The sequence below is a fragment of the Paenibacillus sp. J31P190 genome (assembly GCF_059692075.1).
In genome coordinates this window covers 356,915-375,707 of record NZ_JCAUAS010000005.1, presented here as the reverse complement: position 1 = coordinate 375,707, position 18,793 = coordinate 356,915, and the positions used below count along the sequence as shown (strand labels likewise).

The 18,793-nt window shown below is 45.2% G+C and carries 21 protein-coding genes; 14 read left to right on the top strand and 7 right to left on the bottom strand.

What is annotated here, in order from left to right; all coding sequences use genetic code 11:
* The 11 genes from AC58U0_RS13300 to AC58U0_RS13250 all read left to right on the top strand — a co-directional run bounded on the left by AC58U0_RS13300 (position 1) and on the right by AC58U0_RS13250 (position 10,556).
* Positions 1-1,095, top strand: coding sequence for a CgeB family protein (locus AC58U0_RS13300; protein WP_497379467.1), 1,095 nt, complete (start codon positions 1-3; stop codon positions 1,093-1,095).
* Between the two features lie 15 nt (positions 1,096-1,110).
* Positions 1,111-2,331, top strand: a complete 1,221-nt coding sequence (locus AC58U0_RS13295; protein ID WP_497379466.1) for a CgeB family protein — start codon at positions 1,111-1,113, stop codon at positions 2,329-2,331.
* Positions 2,300-2,596 carry a hypothetical protein gene (locus AC58U0_RS13290; RefSeq protein WP_497379465.1) on the top strand — a complete coding sequence of 99 codons (297 nt, stop codon included), beginning with the start codon at positions 2,300-2,302 and terminating at the stop codon, positions 2,594-2,596. The genes AC58U0_RS13295 and AC58U0_RS13290 overlap by 32 nt, the downstream gene beginning before the upstream one ends.
* A gap of 75 nt (positions 2,597-2,671) precedes the next feature.
* Positions 2,672-4,573 (top strand): glycosyltransferase family 4 protein, encoded by a 1,902-nt coding sequence (locus AC58U0_RS13285; RefSeq protein WP_497379464.1) that lies wholly within the window; start codon positions 2,672-2,674, stop codon positions 4,571-4,573.
* Positions 4,570-5,664, top strand: a complete 1,095-nt coding sequence (gene wecB, locus AC58U0_RS13280; protein WP_497379463.1) for a non-hydrolyzing UDP-N-acetylglucosamine 2-epimerase — start codon at positions 4,570-4,572, stop codon at positions 5,662-5,664. The genes AC58U0_RS13285 and wecB overlap by 4 nt, the downstream gene beginning before the upstream one ends.
* Complete coding sequence (locus tag AC58U0_RS13275) at positions 5,654-6,640, top strand: SDR family NAD(P)-dependent oxidoreductase (RefSeq protein WP_497379462.1); 987 nt, start codon at positions 5,654-5,656, stop codon at positions 6,638-6,640. Before wecB ends, AC58U0_RS13275 begins: the two co-directional genes overlap by 11 nt.
* A complete protein-coding gene (locus tag AC58U0_RS13270) occupies positions 6,637-7,473 on the top strand; it encodes a dTDP-4-dehydrorhamnose reductase family protein (RefSeq protein WP_497379461.1) in 837 nt (278 codons plus the stop codon). The genes AC58U0_RS13275 and AC58U0_RS13270 overlap by 4 nt, the downstream gene beginning before the upstream one ends.
* A complete protein-coding gene (locus tag AC58U0_RS13265) occupies positions 7,461-8,366 on the top strand; it encodes an NAD-dependent epimerase/dehydratase family protein (RefSeq protein ID WP_497379460.1) in 906 nt (301 codons plus the stop codon). The genes AC58U0_RS13270 and AC58U0_RS13265 overlap by 13 nt, the downstream gene beginning before the upstream one ends.
* Positions 8,359-9,093 (top strand): glycosyltransferase family 2 protein, encoded by a 735-nt coding sequence (locus AC58U0_RS13260; protein ID WP_497379459.1) that lies wholly within the window; start codon positions 8,359-8,361, stop codon positions 9,091-9,093. Before AC58U0_RS13265 ends, AC58U0_RS13260 begins: the two co-directional genes overlap by 8 nt.
* A 22-nt stretch (positions 9,094-9,115) precedes the next feature.
* The gene (locus tag AC58U0_RS13255) at positions 9,116-9,835 is read left to right on the top strand and encodes a glycosyltransferase family 2 protein (protein ID WP_497379499.1); all 720 of its coding nucleotides are present in this window, start codon (positions 9,116-9,118) and stop codon (positions 9,833-9,835) included.
* Between the two features lie 4 nt (positions 9,836-9,839).
* Complete coding sequence (locus AC58U0_RS13250; protein ID WP_497379458.1) at positions 9,840-10,556, top strand: glycosyltransferase; 717 nt, start codon at positions 9,840-9,842, stop codon at positions 10,554-10,556.
* 148 nt (positions 10,557-10,704) lie between these two features.
* On the opposite strand, the gene AC58U0_RS13245 is transcribed toward AC58U0_RS13250, so the two are convergent.
* Together AC58U0_RS13245 and AC58U0_RS13240 are read right to left on the bottom strand one after the other, a co-directional pair.
* Positions 10,705-11,130 carry a hypothetical protein gene (locus AC58U0_RS13245; protein WP_497379457.1) on the bottom strand — a complete coding sequence of 142 codons (426 nt, stop codon included), beginning with the start codon at positions 11,128-11,130 and terminating at the stop codon, positions 10,705-10,707.
* A gap of 166 nt (positions 11,131-11,296) precedes the next feature.
* Positions 11,297-12,367, bottom strand: a complete 1,071-nt coding sequence (locus AC58U0_RS13240; protein ID WP_497379456.1) for a glycosyltransferase family 4 protein — start codon at positions 12,365-12,367, stop codon at positions 11,297-11,299.
* Positions 12,368-12,530: 163 nt separating this feature from the next.
* Here AC58U0_RS13240 and AC58U0_RS13235 point away from each other — a divergent pair, with 163 nt between their 5' ends.
* The 3 genes from AC58U0_RS13235 to AC58U0_RS13225 are packed head-to-tail and all read left to right on the top strand — an operon-like array spanning position 12,531 to position 15,003.
* On the top strand, positions 12,531-13,952 hold the full coding sequence (locus AC58U0_RS13235; RefSeq protein WP_497379455.1) for a glycosyltransferase family 4 protein: 1,422 nt from the start codon (positions 12,531-12,533) through the stop codon (positions 13,950-13,952).
* 28 nt (positions 13,953-13,980) lie between these two features.
* Positions 13,981-14,559, top strand: coding sequence for a methyltransferase domain-containing protein (locus AC58U0_RS13230; RefSeq protein WP_497379454.1), 579 nt, complete (start codon positions 13,981-13,983; stop codon positions 14,557-14,559).
* Positions 14,560-14,589: 30 nt separating this feature from the next.
* Complete coding sequence (locus tag AC58U0_RS13225) at positions 14,590-15,003, top strand: hypothetical protein (RefSeq protein WP_497379453.1); 414 nt, start codon at positions 14,590-14,592, stop codon at positions 15,001-15,003.
* A 35-nt stretch (positions 15,004-15,038) separates the two neighbouring features.
* On the opposite strand, the gene AC58U0_RS13220 is transcribed toward AC58U0_RS13225, so the two are convergent.
* The 5 genes from AC58U0_RS13220 to AC58U0_RS13200 all read right to left on the bottom strand — a co-directional run bounded on the left by AC58U0_RS13220 (position 15,039) and on the right by AC58U0_RS13200 (position 18,669).
* The gene (locus AC58U0_RS13220; RefSeq protein WP_497379452.1) at positions 15,039-16,265 is read right to left on the bottom strand and encodes a sialidase family protein; all 1,227 of its coding nucleotides are present in this window, start codon (positions 16,263-16,265) and stop codon (positions 15,039-15,041) included.
* Between the two features lie 15 nt (positions 16,266-16,280).
* Positions 16,281-16,658: a hypothetical protein gene (locus tag AC58U0_RS13215; RefSeq protein WP_497379451.1), complete on the bottom strand. Its 378-nt coding sequence runs from the start codon at positions 16,656-16,658 to the stop codon at positions 16,281-16,283.
* 18 nt (positions 16,659-16,676) lie between these two features.
* The gene (locus AC58U0_RS13210) at positions 16,677-17,741 is read right to left on the bottom strand and encodes a glycosyltransferase family 4 protein (RefSeq protein WP_497379450.1); all 1,065 of its coding nucleotides are present in this window, start codon (positions 17,739-17,741) and stop codon (positions 16,677-16,679) included.
* 34 nt (positions 17,742-17,775) lie between these two features.
* A complete protein-coding gene (locus AC58U0_RS13205; protein WP_497379449.1) occupies positions 17,776-18,123 on the bottom strand; it encodes a hypothetical protein in 348 nt (115 codons plus the stop codon).
* Between the two features lie 138 nt (positions 18,124-18,261).
* Complete coding sequence (locus tag AC58U0_RS13200; protein ID WP_497379448.1) at positions 18,262-18,669, bottom strand: hypothetical protein; 408 nt, start codon at positions 18,667-18,669, stop codon at positions 18,262-18,264.
* Positions 18,670-18,793 lie beyond the last annotated feature (124 nt).

Below are 18,793 nucleotides of genomic sequence, written 5' to 3'. Positions count from 1 at the left end.
ATGAGTAAGAGGGATGCTGCCAGTTCGGAAATGGGAAGAAAACGAGGATTCCGAGCAGGGCTTGAGCAAGGACTCCGGATGGGGAGGTGCAAGTCTGTTCTTGATACGGTAACCCCTGCCCTTATACCGCTCAGAGAAGCAAGAGTGTTATTTATTGTTCAAGGCTTCGATGCGATCGATCAAGGGATTATTCAAGGGCTAAATGAAACGGTTCGAGAAGTGATTGTCGGAACTGCTGCGGATCTGCTTCGTTTGGCGAGAGAGCATAAACCGAACCTCGTTCTAGTCATGAATGGTCTCCATGTCTTTCCGGCTGATCATACGGACCATGTCGATCAAGTTAGACAAATGGGCATACGAACAGCGATTTGGTTTGCTGATGATCCCTATTTTACCGATCTTACGGCCTCTCTTGCTCCGCACTATGATTACGTGTTTACCCATGAAATGAGCTGTGTAGCGTTTTATCGGGAAGTTGGTTGCAGGCAGGTCCATTACTTACCCTTAGCGGTCAATACGACGGTATTTAGACCCTTACAGGTTGATCCCGCGTATTGCAGCGATATTTGCTTCATTGGAAACGGCTTTCCCAACCGGATCGACTTATTCAACCAGTTAACGCCCTTCTTAGTGAATAAAAAGGTGCTGCTGGCCGGTGCTTTATGGGACCAGTTAAGTCAGTATGAACTCTTAAAGCAAGGGATTAAGCTGCATTGGGTTCCTATCGAGGAGTCTGTTAAATATTATAGCGGCGCTAAAATTGTCATTAACGTACATCGCCTAACCTCTCACAAAACGTACAACAAAAATAGCAGGAACATTCCTGGTCATTCGATTAATCCTAGAACGTATGAGATTGCTGCATGCGGTACGCTGCAAATAACGGACTACCGTCACGACTTGGACCTATATTACACACCAGGTCAAGATATCGAGACCTTTCTTAATTCGGCTGAGCTTATCAAGAAGATGAAGCATTACTTGAATCATGAAGAGGATAGGCTGCGAATTGCGTTAAGAGGCTTGCGAAGAACGGTAAACGAACATACGTTTGCGTGTCGATTAGTAAAGCTGATGGAAATTGTATTTGCCTAGGAAGGAGTGGAAAAAATGGCCTCGGTCAATAATCACCGTGCCAGGAAACGGGGATATAAGGACGGTTATGAAGTGGGCTATACCAATGGAGTCCGGTTGGGTCAATGTGAGGCCGTTATTCAAAAAGCGATTCGGGATCGGACACCAAATCCCGTATGGGATGTGCGCGTGTTGTACGTTACGTCGGGAAAAGGCTATCCTTATGTGCCTTTGGATCATGCGATCATTGGCAGCTTGCGTCCTTTGGTCCGCGAATTGATTATAGGAAACTGCGATGACGATCAGATCCGCATCGGGAGCCCGGAGGCAAACCTTGAAACGCTTGCTGCAGTCTATCAACCTAATCTGATGATCATTCTAGATGGGATGAATTTATCTCTAGATGTGGTAGATCGCATTCGTAGTATGGGCATCCGCACAGCCGTATGGCTTACTGATGACCCTTACTACACGGACCATACGGCCTCTTATGCGCCCCACTATGATTTCATGTTCACGTTGGAAGTGAATTGCGTTTCTTTATATCAGGAAATGGGTTGTGCCCAGGTTCATTACTTACCCCTCGCATTTTATCCGGAAATGTTTCGGCCAAAGCCTGCTCGTATAAGAAAACAGTTAGATATTTGTTTTATTGGATCAGCCTATTGGAATAGGGTGGCGATGTTCGATAAGCTTGCTCCCTATTTAGCGAACAAACGGATCTTCATCTCTGGCAATTGGTGGGAGCGTCTGAAGCAATTTAAGCTGCTGGCCTCACAAATTCAGCTTAATACTTGGATGCATCCGGAGCATACAGCGGATGCCTATAACAGAGCCAAACTGGTCATTAATATGCATAGAGCCCACGATGATCAGGCTTATAACAATAATAGCCGAGGCATATTAGGGGCTTCACCTAATCCGCGAACCTTTGAGATTTCTGGCTGCGGCACGCTTCAAATAACTGATATACGTGATGACCTGGTTAATTTATATACACCGGATTACGATATTGTGACCTATGCTTCACCAGAAGAGCTGATGGAGAAAATGAACTATTACTTGACGCATGAAGAGGAGCGTAAACAAATAGCTCTGCGAGGATTGTATCGTACGATGCGAGATCACACCTATGCGAATAGGCTGTCTAACATGCTCGCGATTATTTTTGGACAAAAGGATGAGATCCATAGTCCTAATGGTAAGAAAGTTGAGGTGCAAGGCATTGGTCAAAAAGATAAAGCTTCGAAAGCTTAGGCTTAAGATAAATATTCGAAAAAAGAAGCCCGCTGAGCAGACTAAATCTCGCTTAAAGAAGAAGCTGATTGTCAAAAAAAAACTTCGCCCCAATCGCCTGGTGAAATCGGCCAGACATAAACTAAGACGTAAATCGATCAAGAAACGCAGGAAAACGCAGGAGATCCGTGCATACAATAAGGCCTTCGATAAAGCCTACAATGAGGGCTACAACATTGGCTTTGCGCAAGGATATGCTTTGGAGCAAGAGCAGCCGGTGGTTTAGCCCATGAACAATCGTCAGTGTATTGAAAAAAGGAGGTGAATTCCATACCTGGTTGTCGTAACGGGTATGTTACACATGTCGACTCCACAAAAACCGAGAGCCCTATTATTTTCCCATTTCTGCAATCCAGATCATATTACCGGGGCGGAAAAAATGCTGCTCTTTGTGACTTTGGAACTGGGACGTCATTATGCCTGTACATTGGTGGTACCGAAAGAAGGGCTTTTAGCTGCAGAGGCTAGACGCCATGGCATTGAAACTGTCGTTCAATCGTTCCCTCTTTTATATGACATGTATCATCCAACAGCCGCAATACCTCAACTGTTACAGGACCTGCTTGTCCATTCCGAAATGCCCAGTTTACTTGACCTTCTTCTCATCCACGAACCGGACCTTGTTATCACGAATACTTGCGTCAACCTTGCACCGGCAGCAGCTGCTAAGAAATTAGGGATTCCTGTCACATGGATTGTGGCGGAGACCATTCAAATGAATGAATTCACGCCTCTCAGTGCAAGACTTATGGATCAATATGCGGACTGGATCGTGGGCATATCCGATGCAACGCTGCAGCCGCTTCAAGGATTTGTGCGTGATCATAAAATGTTCGTACTTCCTCCTTCATGGCATACAGAGCATTATGACCCTAGCCAATGGCCGATTAAAAGACAAAACAAACGTGCAGAAATCGGCATCCATGATGAACGTCCTGTCATTGGTTACATTTCTTCGGACATCTATGCGAATAAAGGGTTGGACCATTTTATTCAGATGGGAATATGCATTTGCGAAACGAATCCTATGGCCCATTTTATGATTACAGGTAAGCCAACTGACCCCATTTATACGGATTCCTGTTTAAAAATGATCTTGCATTCCGGCTATTCATCTCAATTCTCCGTCCTCTCTTTTGAGCCTGATATTCAATCGGTTTACCCTGCAATGGATGTCGTTGTTGTCCCTAGTCTATTAAATGAGGGCTTTGGATTAACTGCACTGGAAGGTCTAATCTTTGGTAAACCCGTTGTTGCCTACCGCTCTGGCGGATTGATCGAAATATTGACTTCTACGGGAAACGAACACCTTCTGGCACAAAAAGGAGATGTTCAGGATCTCACAAGCAAGGTTCAGTATCTACTATCGGATCACCGACTCCGTCAGGAAATAGGCAGTCGGAATAGTCAAACGATTCATCAAGTATTTGGAATTGATGCTTACCGTTCCCGATTGGGACAATTTCTTTCTCTTCTTTCGCCTCACTTGGAAGCAAGATCGCTAGAGAAGCAGCGTGCACCTAGATTTCCCGATTATTTGCTGCTAAAAGGCGAATCCTCACATACGGTATTTCTCATTGAGCAAGGTATGAAACGCCATATTTATACGGGTAAGGATTTCCACTTCTATAAATATGATTGGCACCGAGTTGGGATCGTAGGCGATCAACAGCTCGCGATGATTCCGACAGGCATTCCGATTCGGGCCATGGAGCCTTTTTTGAAATATGCCCCAGCCATCTATGTAGCGAAAGGACAGGGAGCAACAGTCTACCTCATACAGCATGGGGTGAGGTACCCATTTGCCTCAGAAGGAGCGCTTCGGGGGCATGGGTACCGCCCATCACAAGTTGTCTTACTGCCAGAGAGCGTTATAGCGACTTATACGCTTGGTCTGCCTATTGTTGGCGGGGAGGAGAAGGCGAAAAAGAAGCTAAGAAGCAAGCGGAAAGCTAAGCTGATCATAAGGAAAAAGTTGAAAAGTCGAAAAAAGCTAAAACAAGGAACAAAGCTTAGAAAAGGTACAAACAGGTTTGCCAAGGGCGGAATCAAAGCGCGCAAACGAAAAGCAGCTGCTCGGAAGGCGAGCGCGAAGAAAAAGCCGACGAGGGTGCGCAGGCGGAAGAGCCTTCGTGCGAAAAGGGCAAATGCAAAACGGAAACTAGGGCATAAAGGCAACGTGAAAGTAGGAGGAAAAAGATGAAAATCGCGACTGTTTTGGGGACTCGCCCCGAGATTATCCGGCTGAGTCTCATTATTCAGAAGCTGGATGAGCTGGCTGAACAACATGTGCTCATTCACACAGGACAGAATTTCACTTCTACGCTTAGCGACGTGTTTTTCGAGGAGCTGGGGCTGCGCCAACCCGATTATATGCTGCAGAATCAGCAGCGTACCTTAGGAGGGCAGCTCTCGGTCCTTTTCGCAGAGCTAGAACGCATATTTACCCTTGAACGCCCGGATAAAGTGCTTGTTTTGGGTGACACGAACAGCGCACTCAGCAGCATCCTTGCTGAGCGAATGGGTATTCCCGTGATTCACATGGAAGCGGGTAACCGCTGTTTCGATCTCGCTGTACCGGAAGAGAAGAACCGAAAAGTGATCGATGCGATTTCTAGCATTAATATGCCATACACCCGTTACAGCCGAGACAATCTGCTAAGGGAGGGCGTACCAAGTCATCGCATTATCGTCACAGGGAATCCTATTTATGAAGTGCTGACTCATTATGAGACACGCATTGAGCAAAGCGACATTCTGGAAAAGTTAGATTTGAAAGGTGAGCCCTACTTTCTGGTTACGACGCATCGTGCTGAAAATGTGGATCATCCTGAACGACTCCAGCAAATTCTCAAAGGACTTAATCTGGTTGCTGAAACCTTTGGACATAAAGTCATTTGCAGCATTCATCCCCGTACCAAATCACGACTCGAGAAGGATGGCATGGTCACGATGCATCCACTGGTTCAATTTCATGAGCCATTTGGATTTTTCGACTTTGTGCATCTGGAGAAGCATGCTTTCTGTGTCTTGACTGACAGCGGCACCGTTCAAGAGGAATGCTGCATTTTCCATGTGCCAACGGTGACGATTCGAACAACAACAGAACGGCCTGAAACCGTCGATTGCGGAAGCAATGTGGTTTCTGGTCTCCGGGCTGAGCAAATATTGAACGCGGTTAAAGTGATGGTGAGTTTTCCAGCAGGGTGGCATTGTCCGGATGGCTATTTGGATACAAATGTATCGCAGAAAGTCGTTCAATATTTATTAGGAGGTAAAGAAAATGTTTGCTAACGCGACAATCTTGGTGACTGGCGGGACGGGGTCATGGGGTTATGAGCTCATAGAACAGCTGCTTCGGGAAAATCCCAAGAAAATTATAGTATTCTCCCGTAATGAATCGACACAGGTAGCAATGAAGCGGACGTTTGAGGATGCCAGACTGAGCTTTTGCATCGGAGATGTCAGAGATAAAGCAGCTTTGATGAAAGCTTGCGAGAAAGTCGATTACCTGTTTCACTTGGCGGCACTCAAGCATGTGCCCGTTTGTGAAGATCAGCCTTATGAAGCATTGAAAACGAATGTGATCGGTACACAAAACGTGATTGAGGCAGCGATTGAGAACAGAGTCAAAAGAGTGATCAATATATCCACAGATAAAGCAGCTAATCCCTCCAACTTCTATGGGATGACCAAAGCCATTGGTGAAAAGCTGATCGTTTACGCTAATTTAATGAGTGATTATACGAAGTTCGTTTGTGTAAGGGGCGGGAATGTATTAGGCACAAATGGCAGTGTCATTCACCTGTTCATGAAACAAATTCGTGAGAAAAATCAAATTGGTATTACGGATAAAGAAATGACTCGCTTCTTTCTTACGAAAGAGGAAGCCATCGCTTTGTTGCTGCGGGGAGCGAAGGAAGGAAAAGGCGGCGAAATATTCGTCATGACGATGCCTACTTGCAAAATTATGGATCTCGCTGAGGTCTTAATGGAGGAAATGGGTAAAAAGAATGTGGAAGTTATCGAGCTTGGCGTTCGACCTGGTGAAAAAATTCATGAAATCTTGCTTTCCGAATTCGAAAGCCATTATACCGTAACGTACGATAAACAATATTTGGCCATCCTGCCGACCATAGATATTCCGGGCCTGCGTGATTACTATGCGAATTATCCGAAGGTGCCATTTGAAAGCTTTAGCTCGGAGGGGCCTTTAATGAGCAAAGCTGAGATTAAGTCGCTGCTTATCCGAGGGGGGTTCTTGCTATGAAACGGAAGCTGCTCATCCTCGGTGGACAGGGGATGCTAGGAAGTATGCTCGTAGACTATTTCCGCTCATGCAGTGACTACCATGTGTACTATACGACCAGAGATAAGGGAAATCCAGAGGGACTTTATATGGATGCCGAAGATCCGGTTCTGCTCGATAAAGTAATTGAGTCCGTTTCTCCGCATATCGCAATTAATTGTATGGGTATTCTGAATCAATTCGCACAAGAAAATCCTCAGCGGGCTTATTGGGTTAACGGATTAGTCCCTCACCGGATCCGGGAAGCAATGGATAAAGCAGGCGGGAAACTGATTCATATCAGTACGGATTGCGTATTCTCTGGTGATAAAGGAGGACATACGGAGGAGGATGAACCGGATGGCTCTTCTGTTTACGCCAAATCTAAGGCCTTAGGTGAAGTGATATCTCACCCTCACTTGACCATACGCACTTCGATTATTGGACCGGAAATTAGGACCCAAGGCATTGGCTTAATGCACTGGTTTTTCCAGCAGCACGGGGAGATCAGCGGATATAGCCAGGCTTTCTGGAACGGGGTGACGACGCTAGAGCTTGCTCATTGCATCCGCCATGTTATCGAGGAGGAGCCAGTTTCGGGGCTCCTCCACATCACAGCGCCAGAGCCCATCAGCAAGTATGAGCTGCTCAAATTATTTCAGCTCGTTTTTCAAAAGAACGATGTCACGATTAACAACAATGACACGGTTAAGCTGAACCGTACACTGAAGCAAAGCCGAACAGATTTCCACTATGAGGTTCCGGTGTATGAGGATATGCTTCATGAATTGAAGCGCCGGATGTGTTCCTATTGAAAACCATTCTGATCACAGGCGCGAGCGGCTTTACTGGGCAGCATGCCTGCCGGCATTTTGTGCAAAAAGGACTTCAGGTTGCGGCTATTTCAAGATCTCAGCGATCCTCCGAAAGCTCCGTACAGTCATGGATATGTGACTTAACGAAACATGAACAAGTGAAAGAACTTGTTGCTCAGTTGAAACCGGACTATGTGCTGCATCTTGCAGGCCGAAATGCGGTGGGTGAGTCATGGCGGGAGCCGATCGCTTATATGGTGACCAATATGATGTCTACCTTATATTTGCTGGATGCGCTGCGCTGTGTGCCTGAGTGCCGCATTGTGGTTGTTGGCTCAATGCTCACTTATGTTCCATCGCCTACGCAAAAACCTCCGCATCCTTATAGTATGAGCAAGTCGTTTCAAACGTGGGGTGCGCTGGATTGGGCGCATCTTTTTGGGCAACAGGTCATGGTTGCCAGACCTTCGAATTTAATTGGTCCAGGACCTTCTAATGGCGTATGTGGACTCCTTGCACGCAGGGCAGCACAGATGGAGAGCGGTAAAAACTCGACACCCTTTCAGCTTTCATCCCTTGTGGAGGAACGTGATTACTTGGATGTTCGAGATGCTGTGCTCGCTTACGACCGCTTATTGGAGCACGGGGTAACCGGTATGACCTATCCAATTGCTTCGGGAATTAATCGAACTCTTGGCCAAATTGCAGATGCGCTGCGGAAGCATGCCCTTACAGAGGTGCCAATCGTCGCAGGGCAGATAAGTGCTTATACGCCTCCAACTCCAATTGATGCGACATTAACCCGCCAACTGGGATGGAACCCGACGATCCCTTTAGAGGATTCCTTACGGGATGCCTTGACTTATTTTCGCCAGGAAGCAGCAAATGAATAGAGGTGAAAACATGTATCCGAAAGTCTCGATCGTGATCCCTTTTTATAACGATCCCTATATCGAACAGTCGATTGTAAGTGCGCTTAGCCAGACGTATCCAAATACCGAGATCATCGTGGTGGATGACGGATCTACGATGCACCAGGATAAGATCCGTCCGTTCTTGACAAGGATTCATTACCTAGGGAAACCGAATGGCGGAACGGCGAGTGCTCTGAATTACGGGATCCGTATGGCAACAGGACACTATATGGTCTGGCTCAGTTCGGATGACATGTTTTATCCCGATAAAATCGAAAGACAGCTCCAATTTATGTTAAGCCAAGGCTCTGCCATCAGCTTCACGTCTTTTGATGAAATTGATGCTTACAACAATATAACGGGACGGCATGTTGGCCCCCATTTTGCCACGTACCCGGCGTTTGTTCATTCATTTACCAACTGTTGTCCCATAAATGGCTGTACCGTGATGATCAATAAAGAGCTATTTTCCCATATTGGTTTATTTGACGAAGGACACCCTTATACACACGATTACGATTTATGGGTTCGAGTTCTCTTAGGAAGGGTTCCGATTCATTATTTGGCGGCACCATTAACGATGTACAGGTGGCATGGAGAGATGGGGACCAAGAAACATTGGTCCGCTATCCAGGGTGAAATAGCGCATATTCAGGCGAAATACAACGCTAGGCTGCTGCAGTATGTCCATGAGATTGGAGGTTAAAGCCTTGAAAGAGGAAGAGCTTATAGGGCCTAAAGTATCGATCGTTATTCCGTTTTACAATTGTTCTTATATCGATCAGGCGATTGCCAGTGCGCTAGGCCAAACCTATCCCCATATAGAGATTATCGTTGTCGATGACGGATCCACGATCCATGCAGACAAAATTGCCCCCTATTTAGATCGTGTCTATTACCTCGGTAAAGCGAATGGCGGGACAGCAAGCGCACTAAATTACGGCATACGCAAAGCTACCGGCAAGTATGTGGTCTGGCTCAGCTCTGACGATTTATTTTATCCGAAAAAAATAGAGAATCAGCTTGCGTTTATGGAAAAGAATCAAGCTGTTATCAGCTATACGTCGTTCGATGAAATCGATGAGCACCATCGGTTTCTTAACCTTTCTGCAGGGATGAGGTTCCGGAATTATCGTGATTTCATCACGTGTTGGCTTAAGCACGATCCTATCAATGGTTGTACGGTCATGATTCAGAAAGATTTGTTTGACCGAGTGGGTTACTTCGATGAGACACTGCCCTATACGCACGATTATGACTTGTGGATTCGGTTTATTTTGAACGGTGTGCCCATTCATTTCCTAGATGAGTCTCTCACCAAATACCGCTGGCACGAGGCAATGGGGACCAAGATGCACTGGCCAGAGATTGAAATGGAAATAGCGGCCATCCAGGAGAGATACAGGCCGCAGCTTCTGGCGCTTATTGCTCAGATGGGGGAGGTGTGAAGCTATGTTACCTGTGGTTAGCGTGATCATTCCCTTTTATAACTGTCCTTTTGTCGATCAAGCCATTCAAAGTGTGTTGAATCAAACGTACGGATACGTAGAAATCGTTCTTGTAGATGACGGCTCAACTCTGCATGTCGATAAGGTTGCTCCCTATATGGATCGTATATGTTATCTCGGCAAAGCAAACGGCGGAACCGCCAGTGCACTTAATCACGGGATTCGCCATGCTACAGGAAAGTATATTGCGTGGTTGAGTTCAGACGATCTGTTTCATCCCGATAAAATAGCAAGGCAGCTATCCTTTATGTTGGCGCGTGATGCCTGGGTTAGTTTCACAAATTACGATTTGATCGATGCTAACAGTACAACAACAGAAAGGTATGCGGGTCCTTGTTTTTCTACAGTTTGGGAGTTTTATCAAGCGTTTTTCGCGAGTGTTCCCGTGCATGGCTGCACGGTTATGGCGAAGAAAGAGATGTTCACTCAAATGGGATATTTTAATGAGAGCTTGCTGTATACACAGGATTACGAAATGTGGATGCGGGTCGTATTGTCTGGCTTTGATTTCTATTACCTGCACGATTCGCTTACGCTCTTTCGCTGGCATGGAGATAACGGAACGATCCGGCACCAAAGCCGCATGGCAGAGGAAGTTCGTTATATACGTGAAACATATAATCCGCTGCTGCAAAATTGGATGGAGAGCCAACGTAAATAAAGGAACAAAAAAGGATGAGGGCATCATGCCCTTATCCTTTTTAAGAATATATATGTATTGGGGTAAGCAAAGCTTACCCCTTATTTGTTCGGGCGATTCAGAATAAGCGCGTTTATCGCGCTTATTTGCTCCCAGCTTCGGTTCTTAATTAAGCATAAGCCGTTACGTTAAAGCTTTCGGGGCCTACACGAACAGTTCCAAGTGCGCTGGCGCTAACAAACATGGTGTAAATTAGAAAAGGTGTAATAGGCACATTGTAATCCGAGCCCGTAAATACGATGCTTTGCGGTCCGGCGAAAGCTAAGTTGAGAGCCTCGGATACAGCAAAAACCTGTGGATCTGTTGGTAGAGTTCCTCTCACAACAGAAATATTAATAGTAGTAGCTACCGGAAGAAGCGGTAATTGGATCGTTGTAATTCCAGAGAATTGTGCACGAATTAGGCTGGTAGCAAGACCCGTTTCTAAGCCTACTTGTCCAACCAAGACAGGTGTATTAATAGCAAGGATGGGAACAGCAATAGAGTTGTTAAAACTAGCATTCTGAGATGTTCTTGCATCAAGAAAAATGGTCATTCTTTAAAAACCTCCTTTTAGTTGATATAGAATAGGATATGTCCAAGCAGCGTTTGCTGCTTGGACATAAGTCTCTCATAAAAGCGACCATTTCTCCGTAAACATGAGAGAAAGGTCGCTTATTTTAGTAGAAAGAATATGTCTGGCAGATTTAAATTTATTCGCCCTAACTTGATAGGGAACGAACCATGCTCAAAAAGTTGTCGCAATAGCTCTCTGGACTGAACTGGGTTCTGACATGCTGCTCTGCTTGTAAACAGATGGCAGATCTGAGAGCCAAATTATCCATCAGATCTACAACTTGATCGACAGCTTCACGGATATGACCAGCCGTGTAATATTTCCCGGTTTGATTGTGCAAGATCGAGCTCCTTACACCATCGGAGTCCGTCGTTAGGACGGGACAGCGGCAGCTCATAGCTTCTATAACCGAATAAGGAGCCCCTTCTACTTTGGAGGTGCAGCATAAAAATCCGCCCGAATCGGCAATTAGGGAAAAGTATTCTGGCATTTTGTCATGGGGGATATTTTTCAGATTCAAAATACGGTCAGTAAGTTTCAGTTGTTTCTTTAATTCTTCAAATTTAGCTCTTTCTGCGGGTTCGGATAAAAGGGGGTCTTCGAACATCCATATTCGCAGTTTGGGAACGTATAGTCGAATAATCTCCTCACAGATATATAGAAACTCACTCCAGTTTTTATTATCTTCAATCCTTCCGACCCATGCGGCAACGGGGGATGAAGGAGGAAGCCCCGGACGATAGTAAAAGGCTTCCATGTCCAAACAGTTATTGAAATTAAATTGAGGAACTTGTGGGAAAAATTCGCTAAACAACTGTTTGATATGCGGGGTGTTTGGATTAAGCAATCCGTCCGTATAGGTAAGTATATTGTGGTTGGCTTCCGTTAGCGTAGTTCGTGCCTGAGAAAAGGACCCCAGTCCTTGCACTTCATAGATGAGTTTTCCGCGAAAACCCATAATCCGAAACTTCGCCAATAAACGGTAAGCAGAAGTCACGACAATGACGTCGTAGCTGTTGCTGTCTAACAATTGCTTGATTTCGATATCGTTGTTCGTCACAAAGACCGGTGTGTCATGACAGTTTTGTAAACCGGATCCACCATTTAAATATAAGCAGTGGCACGTATGTCCGAGTTTCTGCAGAGCGTTAGAACGCAGGCGATTCAACGTTTCCACACCACCGCTAGGAATATAGAACGCGAATAGGATGTTCATCTTCATTTACCTCACTTTTACAGTTTGGTGTGTATATCTACATGGTATGAAAAAAGGGGGCTGGAGGTTTGGACATCATCATATTTTTCATGACGAGTCATACACACAGGCTAACCCGGCAGCAGGGAATATACTAACGTAAAGATAGAAATGAGGGAATCGAATGAGAATATTGCTTGCAACGTACTGGCAGCTGCCCTTTGTAGGCGGTGTGTCGGCTTACACGGAGCAGCTTAAGCAAAAGCTCGAATCATTAGGGCACGAGGTCGATGTCATGGGCAACGGGATTGACCGCTACCATATCATCCATAACTATCGTGCGATTCTTAAAGAGAAAATCATGCCTCTGTTGAGGGCCAAATTAAGTCCAAATGTCGTACCTCATCTTTATCAGAATGAATATATTCTTCATGCTGAATTTGATCGTTACTGTCTGGAACTGTCGGCAGCTTATTTGGGTTTGCATAAGTACGACGTCATTCATGCGCAGGATATCCTGTCATCACGCGCACTGAGTCGGGTTAAACCGAAAACGACCCCGCTAGTCACCAGCATTCATGGTTGTGCGGCTAGAGAAGTGCTGCTTGATCTATCCACTCATACGCCCAGAGAAACTGTGCTGAATTCGGTGATTTGGAAGTACTATTCTTCCATGGAATTATTCGGTGTGCGAGCAAGCGACATCACGGTAACCTCATCCGACTGGTTGAAGCATGTTCTAGTCAAAGAATTTTCAGCACCGTCCAATAAAATCTCGGTTTTTCCATACGGCATGGATATCCCTGGCTTCCTTCAAAAGATGGCGCAAGGAGCTCCGGTTGATCGTCCTGCTGGGAAGAAAGTAATCATTTGTACATGCCGACTTGAGCATATCAAAGGAGTGCATGTACTGCTTCACGCCTTAGCCAAAGTCAAAGCACTGCAAGAGGGTTGGGTTTGTTGGATTGTAGGGGATGGACTGCAAAGTTGGATGCTGCAGCAGTTAGCCAGAGACCTTGGGATAGAGCAGCACGTTCAATTTCTAGGACGCAGAAATGATGTTCCTTCTCTACTTCGGCAGTCTGATATTTTTGTATTAGCCAGCCTTCAGGAGAATCAGCCTTTCTCTGTGATGGAGGCAGAAGTAGCAGGATTGCCTGTTATTGTATCGGATGCGGCGGGGCTGCCAGAGATGGTCGACCATGGCCGTGTGGGCATAACGTTTCCGAGTGGTAATAGTGATGCCCTAGCACATCAACTGATTACTTTATTGAATAACGAAACCTACCGCTTGAAATTAGGGGAAAGTGCCCATAAGTGGGGATTGGGACGTTGGTCTATGGATACGATGGTAGAACGAATGCTTCACACTTATGAGCTTGCCAAAAAGAACTATCCTCCTAAGCATACAGCCTCTCATGATCTTCCAGGAGGAACAGAGACGGAACCGGTTGAGATTATGGGTGATTTGTATAATCGCTTGTTTGAGAAGCAATTCTCTAACCCTGATGTTCGTGTCGATTACTTTACGTGGAATCGATTATATAACTCCCTTCCAGCTGATTACTTATTACCGGATCTAGGTTTTCTGGCAACTTTGCGATAATAAGTTAAATGAAAGGAGTGTTTAACGGATGATAACGGAAACAAATAATAGAGATTTGATTGCTTTGTTGAAAGAGTTAATTGATCAGCAGGGCTACAGCCTTCTTGATGTGGGCTGTGGGCTTTGTTTGAATTTGGATCAATTTGAATGTCCAGTCATTATAGGGATTGATGTTCACCGCCCTTATTTAACGAATCGCGTGAATCGCTCCGCTCACATTATTCCGATGCAAATGGATGCTAGAGATATGAGTCTATACTTTTTGCCAAAAACACTTTCCATCGTATTATTTAATGATACCTTGGAGCATTTCAATAAGAATGAAGCCTTGGATATGTTGAAGCGGGCCGAACAAATTGCCGACCAGAGGGTCATTGTTTTCACCCCAAGAGGCTTTTTTCCACAAAGTGATTACGACCATTTTCAATTGAAAGGCGAGATGTATCAAGCGCATCGCAGCGGTTGGGAACCGGAGGAGTTTGCGGATCTGGGTTATGAGGTACTTGTCTTAAAAGACTTCCATGATGCCCGCAACATCTCATTTCGAGCTTCTTTTGGTGAAGATCATCCCCCCATCGATGCACTTCTGGTTTGGAAAAATGTTTAGTACGTAAGGGCGAAAGGATGTGTGATGGACATGTTTCAGATTGTTGACTTCGGAAGAAGCGTTCCCTATCCATTCTCTAATTCAATTACATTGGCAATTCTAGCTTCTCCAAGCTTATTAACCCTTGCGCAATTTGGTGTGCAGGTGCAGCAAGATGGACAGGTACTCATTAATGCCACCGTAGGTACGCAAACCACCTTAGGTGCTCCAGACGTGTTGTACAGCATCATTCGCAATAACATTTTGATTGGTACCATAAACGCAAGCTCCTTACAACAAAATCAATTCAATGAGGTGTCCTTCAGTTTCGTAGATACGGATGTACCTCCAGGTTATTTCTCTTACACACTGGCGGCGGAGATCACAAATGCTATCATTTCTAATCGGGCCAATGTGATCGGACCTATTGTATTTAGCGGGCTTTCGTTGGCTAACATCGGGTGAAATAAGGAAAAGGCTGCCACATGGGCAGCCTTGTTTTATGTTCCGAAGAAAACATCCAGTTTGTTCGTTGGTGCGACGGTCCCCGTCCAAACGGCTGCCAGCGTTTGCGGTTTGATAACGGAAGCCCAATTATAGTCGCCAATGAGGGGTTGACTATCTGGATCGAACGAGACTTGCGTGACTCTTCGATTCAGAAAGATAGCGCCGCCGCTTGTCGATTCGGCTACGAATAAATCTAGCAAAGGCGGGTTCACCCGATTGGTATAATAGGTGACAAAAATCTTTCCGGTGAAGGGAGAGACCGTTACAAAGGGGAAAAAGTTCTGAGAACCGGCAGGCGCTCCCGTAATACTTAGCGGTGTCGACCACAGCAGGCCATCTTTCGATATAGAAAAGAAAACATCGGAATATCCTTGCCGGTTATCCTGCCAAGTGGCATAAACGTTTCCTCCAAAGGCACCCGCGGATATATCCGTTCCTAAGCTCGCTAGCGTAAGAACACGGAACGTGTAACCGGGCAGAAAGACAGGGACAATAGATACATCGGATACTTTCGCAGGAAGTTGATTCACATCAGGTTGGAAAGTAACACCGCCATCTAAGGACCTCCGAATCAAGAAAACAGGCTCTGTCGGCCCAGTCTTTATCCACCCTACATAGACTTCTCCCGTAAGTCCTATAGCTGTGGATGCTCGATTCTGCAAACCAAACGGAAGAGAGATCCGAATAGGCTCCTGCCAAGTCAACCCAGTATCTAGTGACCTCTGGAAGAAGATAGCCATATTCCCGTTTCCGAATTCGAAATCAAATAAGGGAACATAGGTGAGATAAGCAAATCCTAAGTGCGGACTGGAAGGGGAACGGTCGACGGCCAAATAAGGGATATCATAATGGACGACAGTCCCATATCCTCTAGCAACGAGAATAGGGGGACTGAAGGTAGCACCGTCGTCCGTTGAACGATACACGTAGATGCTGCCGTCTTGGTTACCGTTAAATGCATGCATACCAACGAGAAATATGTTAGGTAATGTATAATCTATCGTGTCGGCCTCAGCTCCGGCAAATCCTGCTGGTAGAGGTAAAACCCCTGTTGTGAAGGTAGCGCCACCGTCGATACTCCGGTATATTCCGATTTGTGTGGAACCTGTCGTCGTATCGGCCGCAACCACATTGATGATGTTCGGATTCAGCACGCTAACGGCAATAGATGGCTCAAAATGGGCACCCGGGAGGTTTGCTGTAATATTAACAACAGGCAAGACATAAACCCCCTTTTAAGTTACGCTGCTTAATTGATCAATCCGAGTCAGTTCAGGTGTCAAGACACGTTGATTTTGAACGAAATTCCCAGCTTGATCGACACCGAAGACGCTGAGAGCCACATTCGTTGCACTATAATAATCGATCTGGACTTCATAAGCTATCGCGTTGACCAACGTGTACGTCTTAAAGAACATCTTGTTAGGTGTGAGATTGAACAAATCTTGGCCGGCAGGTAAACGTATATTGCCGGCAATTACACGAAAAACAAGCAGTGCCACGTTAGCCGTAAATTGGGGATTGTCGTTGATGACACCGACGATAACCGATTGGGCAAAAGTGGGCCCTGTTGATGTTGTTTGGTTAATGATTAATCCCGTTGTAAAAGCCACGAGGCACCACCTTCTTATTTAGGAAATGCCGAGCTGGTTGAGCATGGACACGAAGTTGCGGCAGTAAGCATCTGGAGAAAAGTGGGTTTCAATATACTTTCTTGCTTGCGTACGAATGGCATCTCGACCAACTGGATTGATGAAGTAATAGATGCCCTGTTGAAGAGCTTCTGTTACATTTCCTTGCGCATACATCTTTCCGGTCTCGTGAGGAATTAAGAAGCTCCTTACACCATCTGAGTCTGAGCACAGAATGGGACAAAGGCAGCACATCGCTTCCACCATGGCATAGCCGAAGCCCTCTGTAACAGAGGTAGAAAGCAGGAAGCCTCCCGAATCCCCCATCATGGAGAGATAATCACGCATTTGTCGGTTAGGAACGTTGGAGTGGCGTACAATATGAGCAGAAATCCCTAATTGGCTAAGCGTATTTTCAAACTGCTGCTTCTCGTCACCCATCGTCGTATCCTCGAACATCCAAAGCTTAAGATCGGATCGAAAGGCTAGTAAATGCTTGAAGATAACCAAGAGGTCCCGCCAATTCTTATTAGCTTCGATACGCCCTACCCATCCAATAACGGGATATGAAAGTTGGGGCAAAGATTGATACGAGAATTGAGAGCTGTCAATGCAGTTATTAAAGGAGAAGTGCCGGAATGTGGGATACAGGTCTTGAAACATCTGAATGAGATGCGGTGTTTGAGGATAAAGAAGAGCATCGGCATAATCAGTTAGAAAGGGAATAGCTTCTAATAGCGCATATCGAGCCGAAGAGATGGAGCCTAATCCTTGAGCTTCAAAGATAATCGGCTTCGCAAAACCCATATGGCGAAGACGTGGGATAAGTTTATAATTGGATGTAACGATGATAACATCGAATTTCTCTCTCGCAAGCAGGTTATTGATTTGTTTATCTTCTGTCATTACATAGGTATTGCGGTTCTCCAAATTCTGCAAGCCCGCACCATATTCCAAGTACAGTAAATGACAATCGATGCCAATTAGGCGCAGAGCTTTGGATCTTTGACGATTGAGCGTCTCCATGCCTCCGCTTGGCGTATAAAAAATAAAGAGCACCTTCATTCGTTTCGCCATCCCCGTTGTTAAATTATGATTCTTATTCGAATTTTATGAAATCATTTTGTGTGAAAATGGCTATTACGTTTCCATTATTTTTGGCAAAGAGCGTGAGTGCGGTTGTACTAGTCGTTAATAGGTTCGTAATAAGCAGGAAAGAAAACGGGCTAAAATGCGTATAGATCTCAGGAATAACGAGGATAGAGCCCGGCTGAGTGCTAGGGCTCAAATGATGCAGGGACAAATGGAAAATACCAAAATCATTATTCACCTGAATAAGGACATCCATGTCTTGAACGCTCAAATTACGAATTTCCAAGTCACAAGTGTGGATATATCTAGAATCAATGGGGTAATTGACATTAGAATGAAGCTGAAATATAGACATGTTCCCCCTCATTTCCCATAGTTTCGTTTATTACTATCCTACGTGAAGAGGCAGAAATTCGTACAAGACAGGTATCCATCTTCTATGTATTTGCCAAAAAAAAGACAGCTGACTGTGCAGCTGTCTTCTTAATTTTCGTTAAACTAAGGAAAGACCACTAAAGGCAATAGGTCCAATTACGTTAGCTGTGTTTGTTGAAATGGAGTTGGTGATTTCTACTAGTAGACTATAAGCAAAATAACCGTTTGAGGGGCCAGTATCCGTATAGTTAAATCCTGCTTCGTCAAATTTATTTGCCGTCAGATCAGATGCCTTAACGGTATATATCACTGTATTTCCACGTACGATTGTATACAAAATATCAGGAGATCCTAGAGTTGCTTGCGTTCCGACAGTTGCTTCTAAGATGACCTGACCACCTGAAACGACAGAAAGCCCGAATTCTGCAATCTTCACAGCAGTTGGAGAAGCTGGGATTGCGATACTGGTAGAGTTGAAGAATTGAGCAGCATTGCTTTTACCAAAATCTTGAATGGAGAATGTCATTTTTAATCACCCCCTTTGTTAGAATAATGTATGCAAACTCTATTAATCTGCTTGGTCTATTCTCTTAGTAAAAGAATCTATTTATATGGAACTCATTCAAAATAGTTAGTATTTTAACCATGTG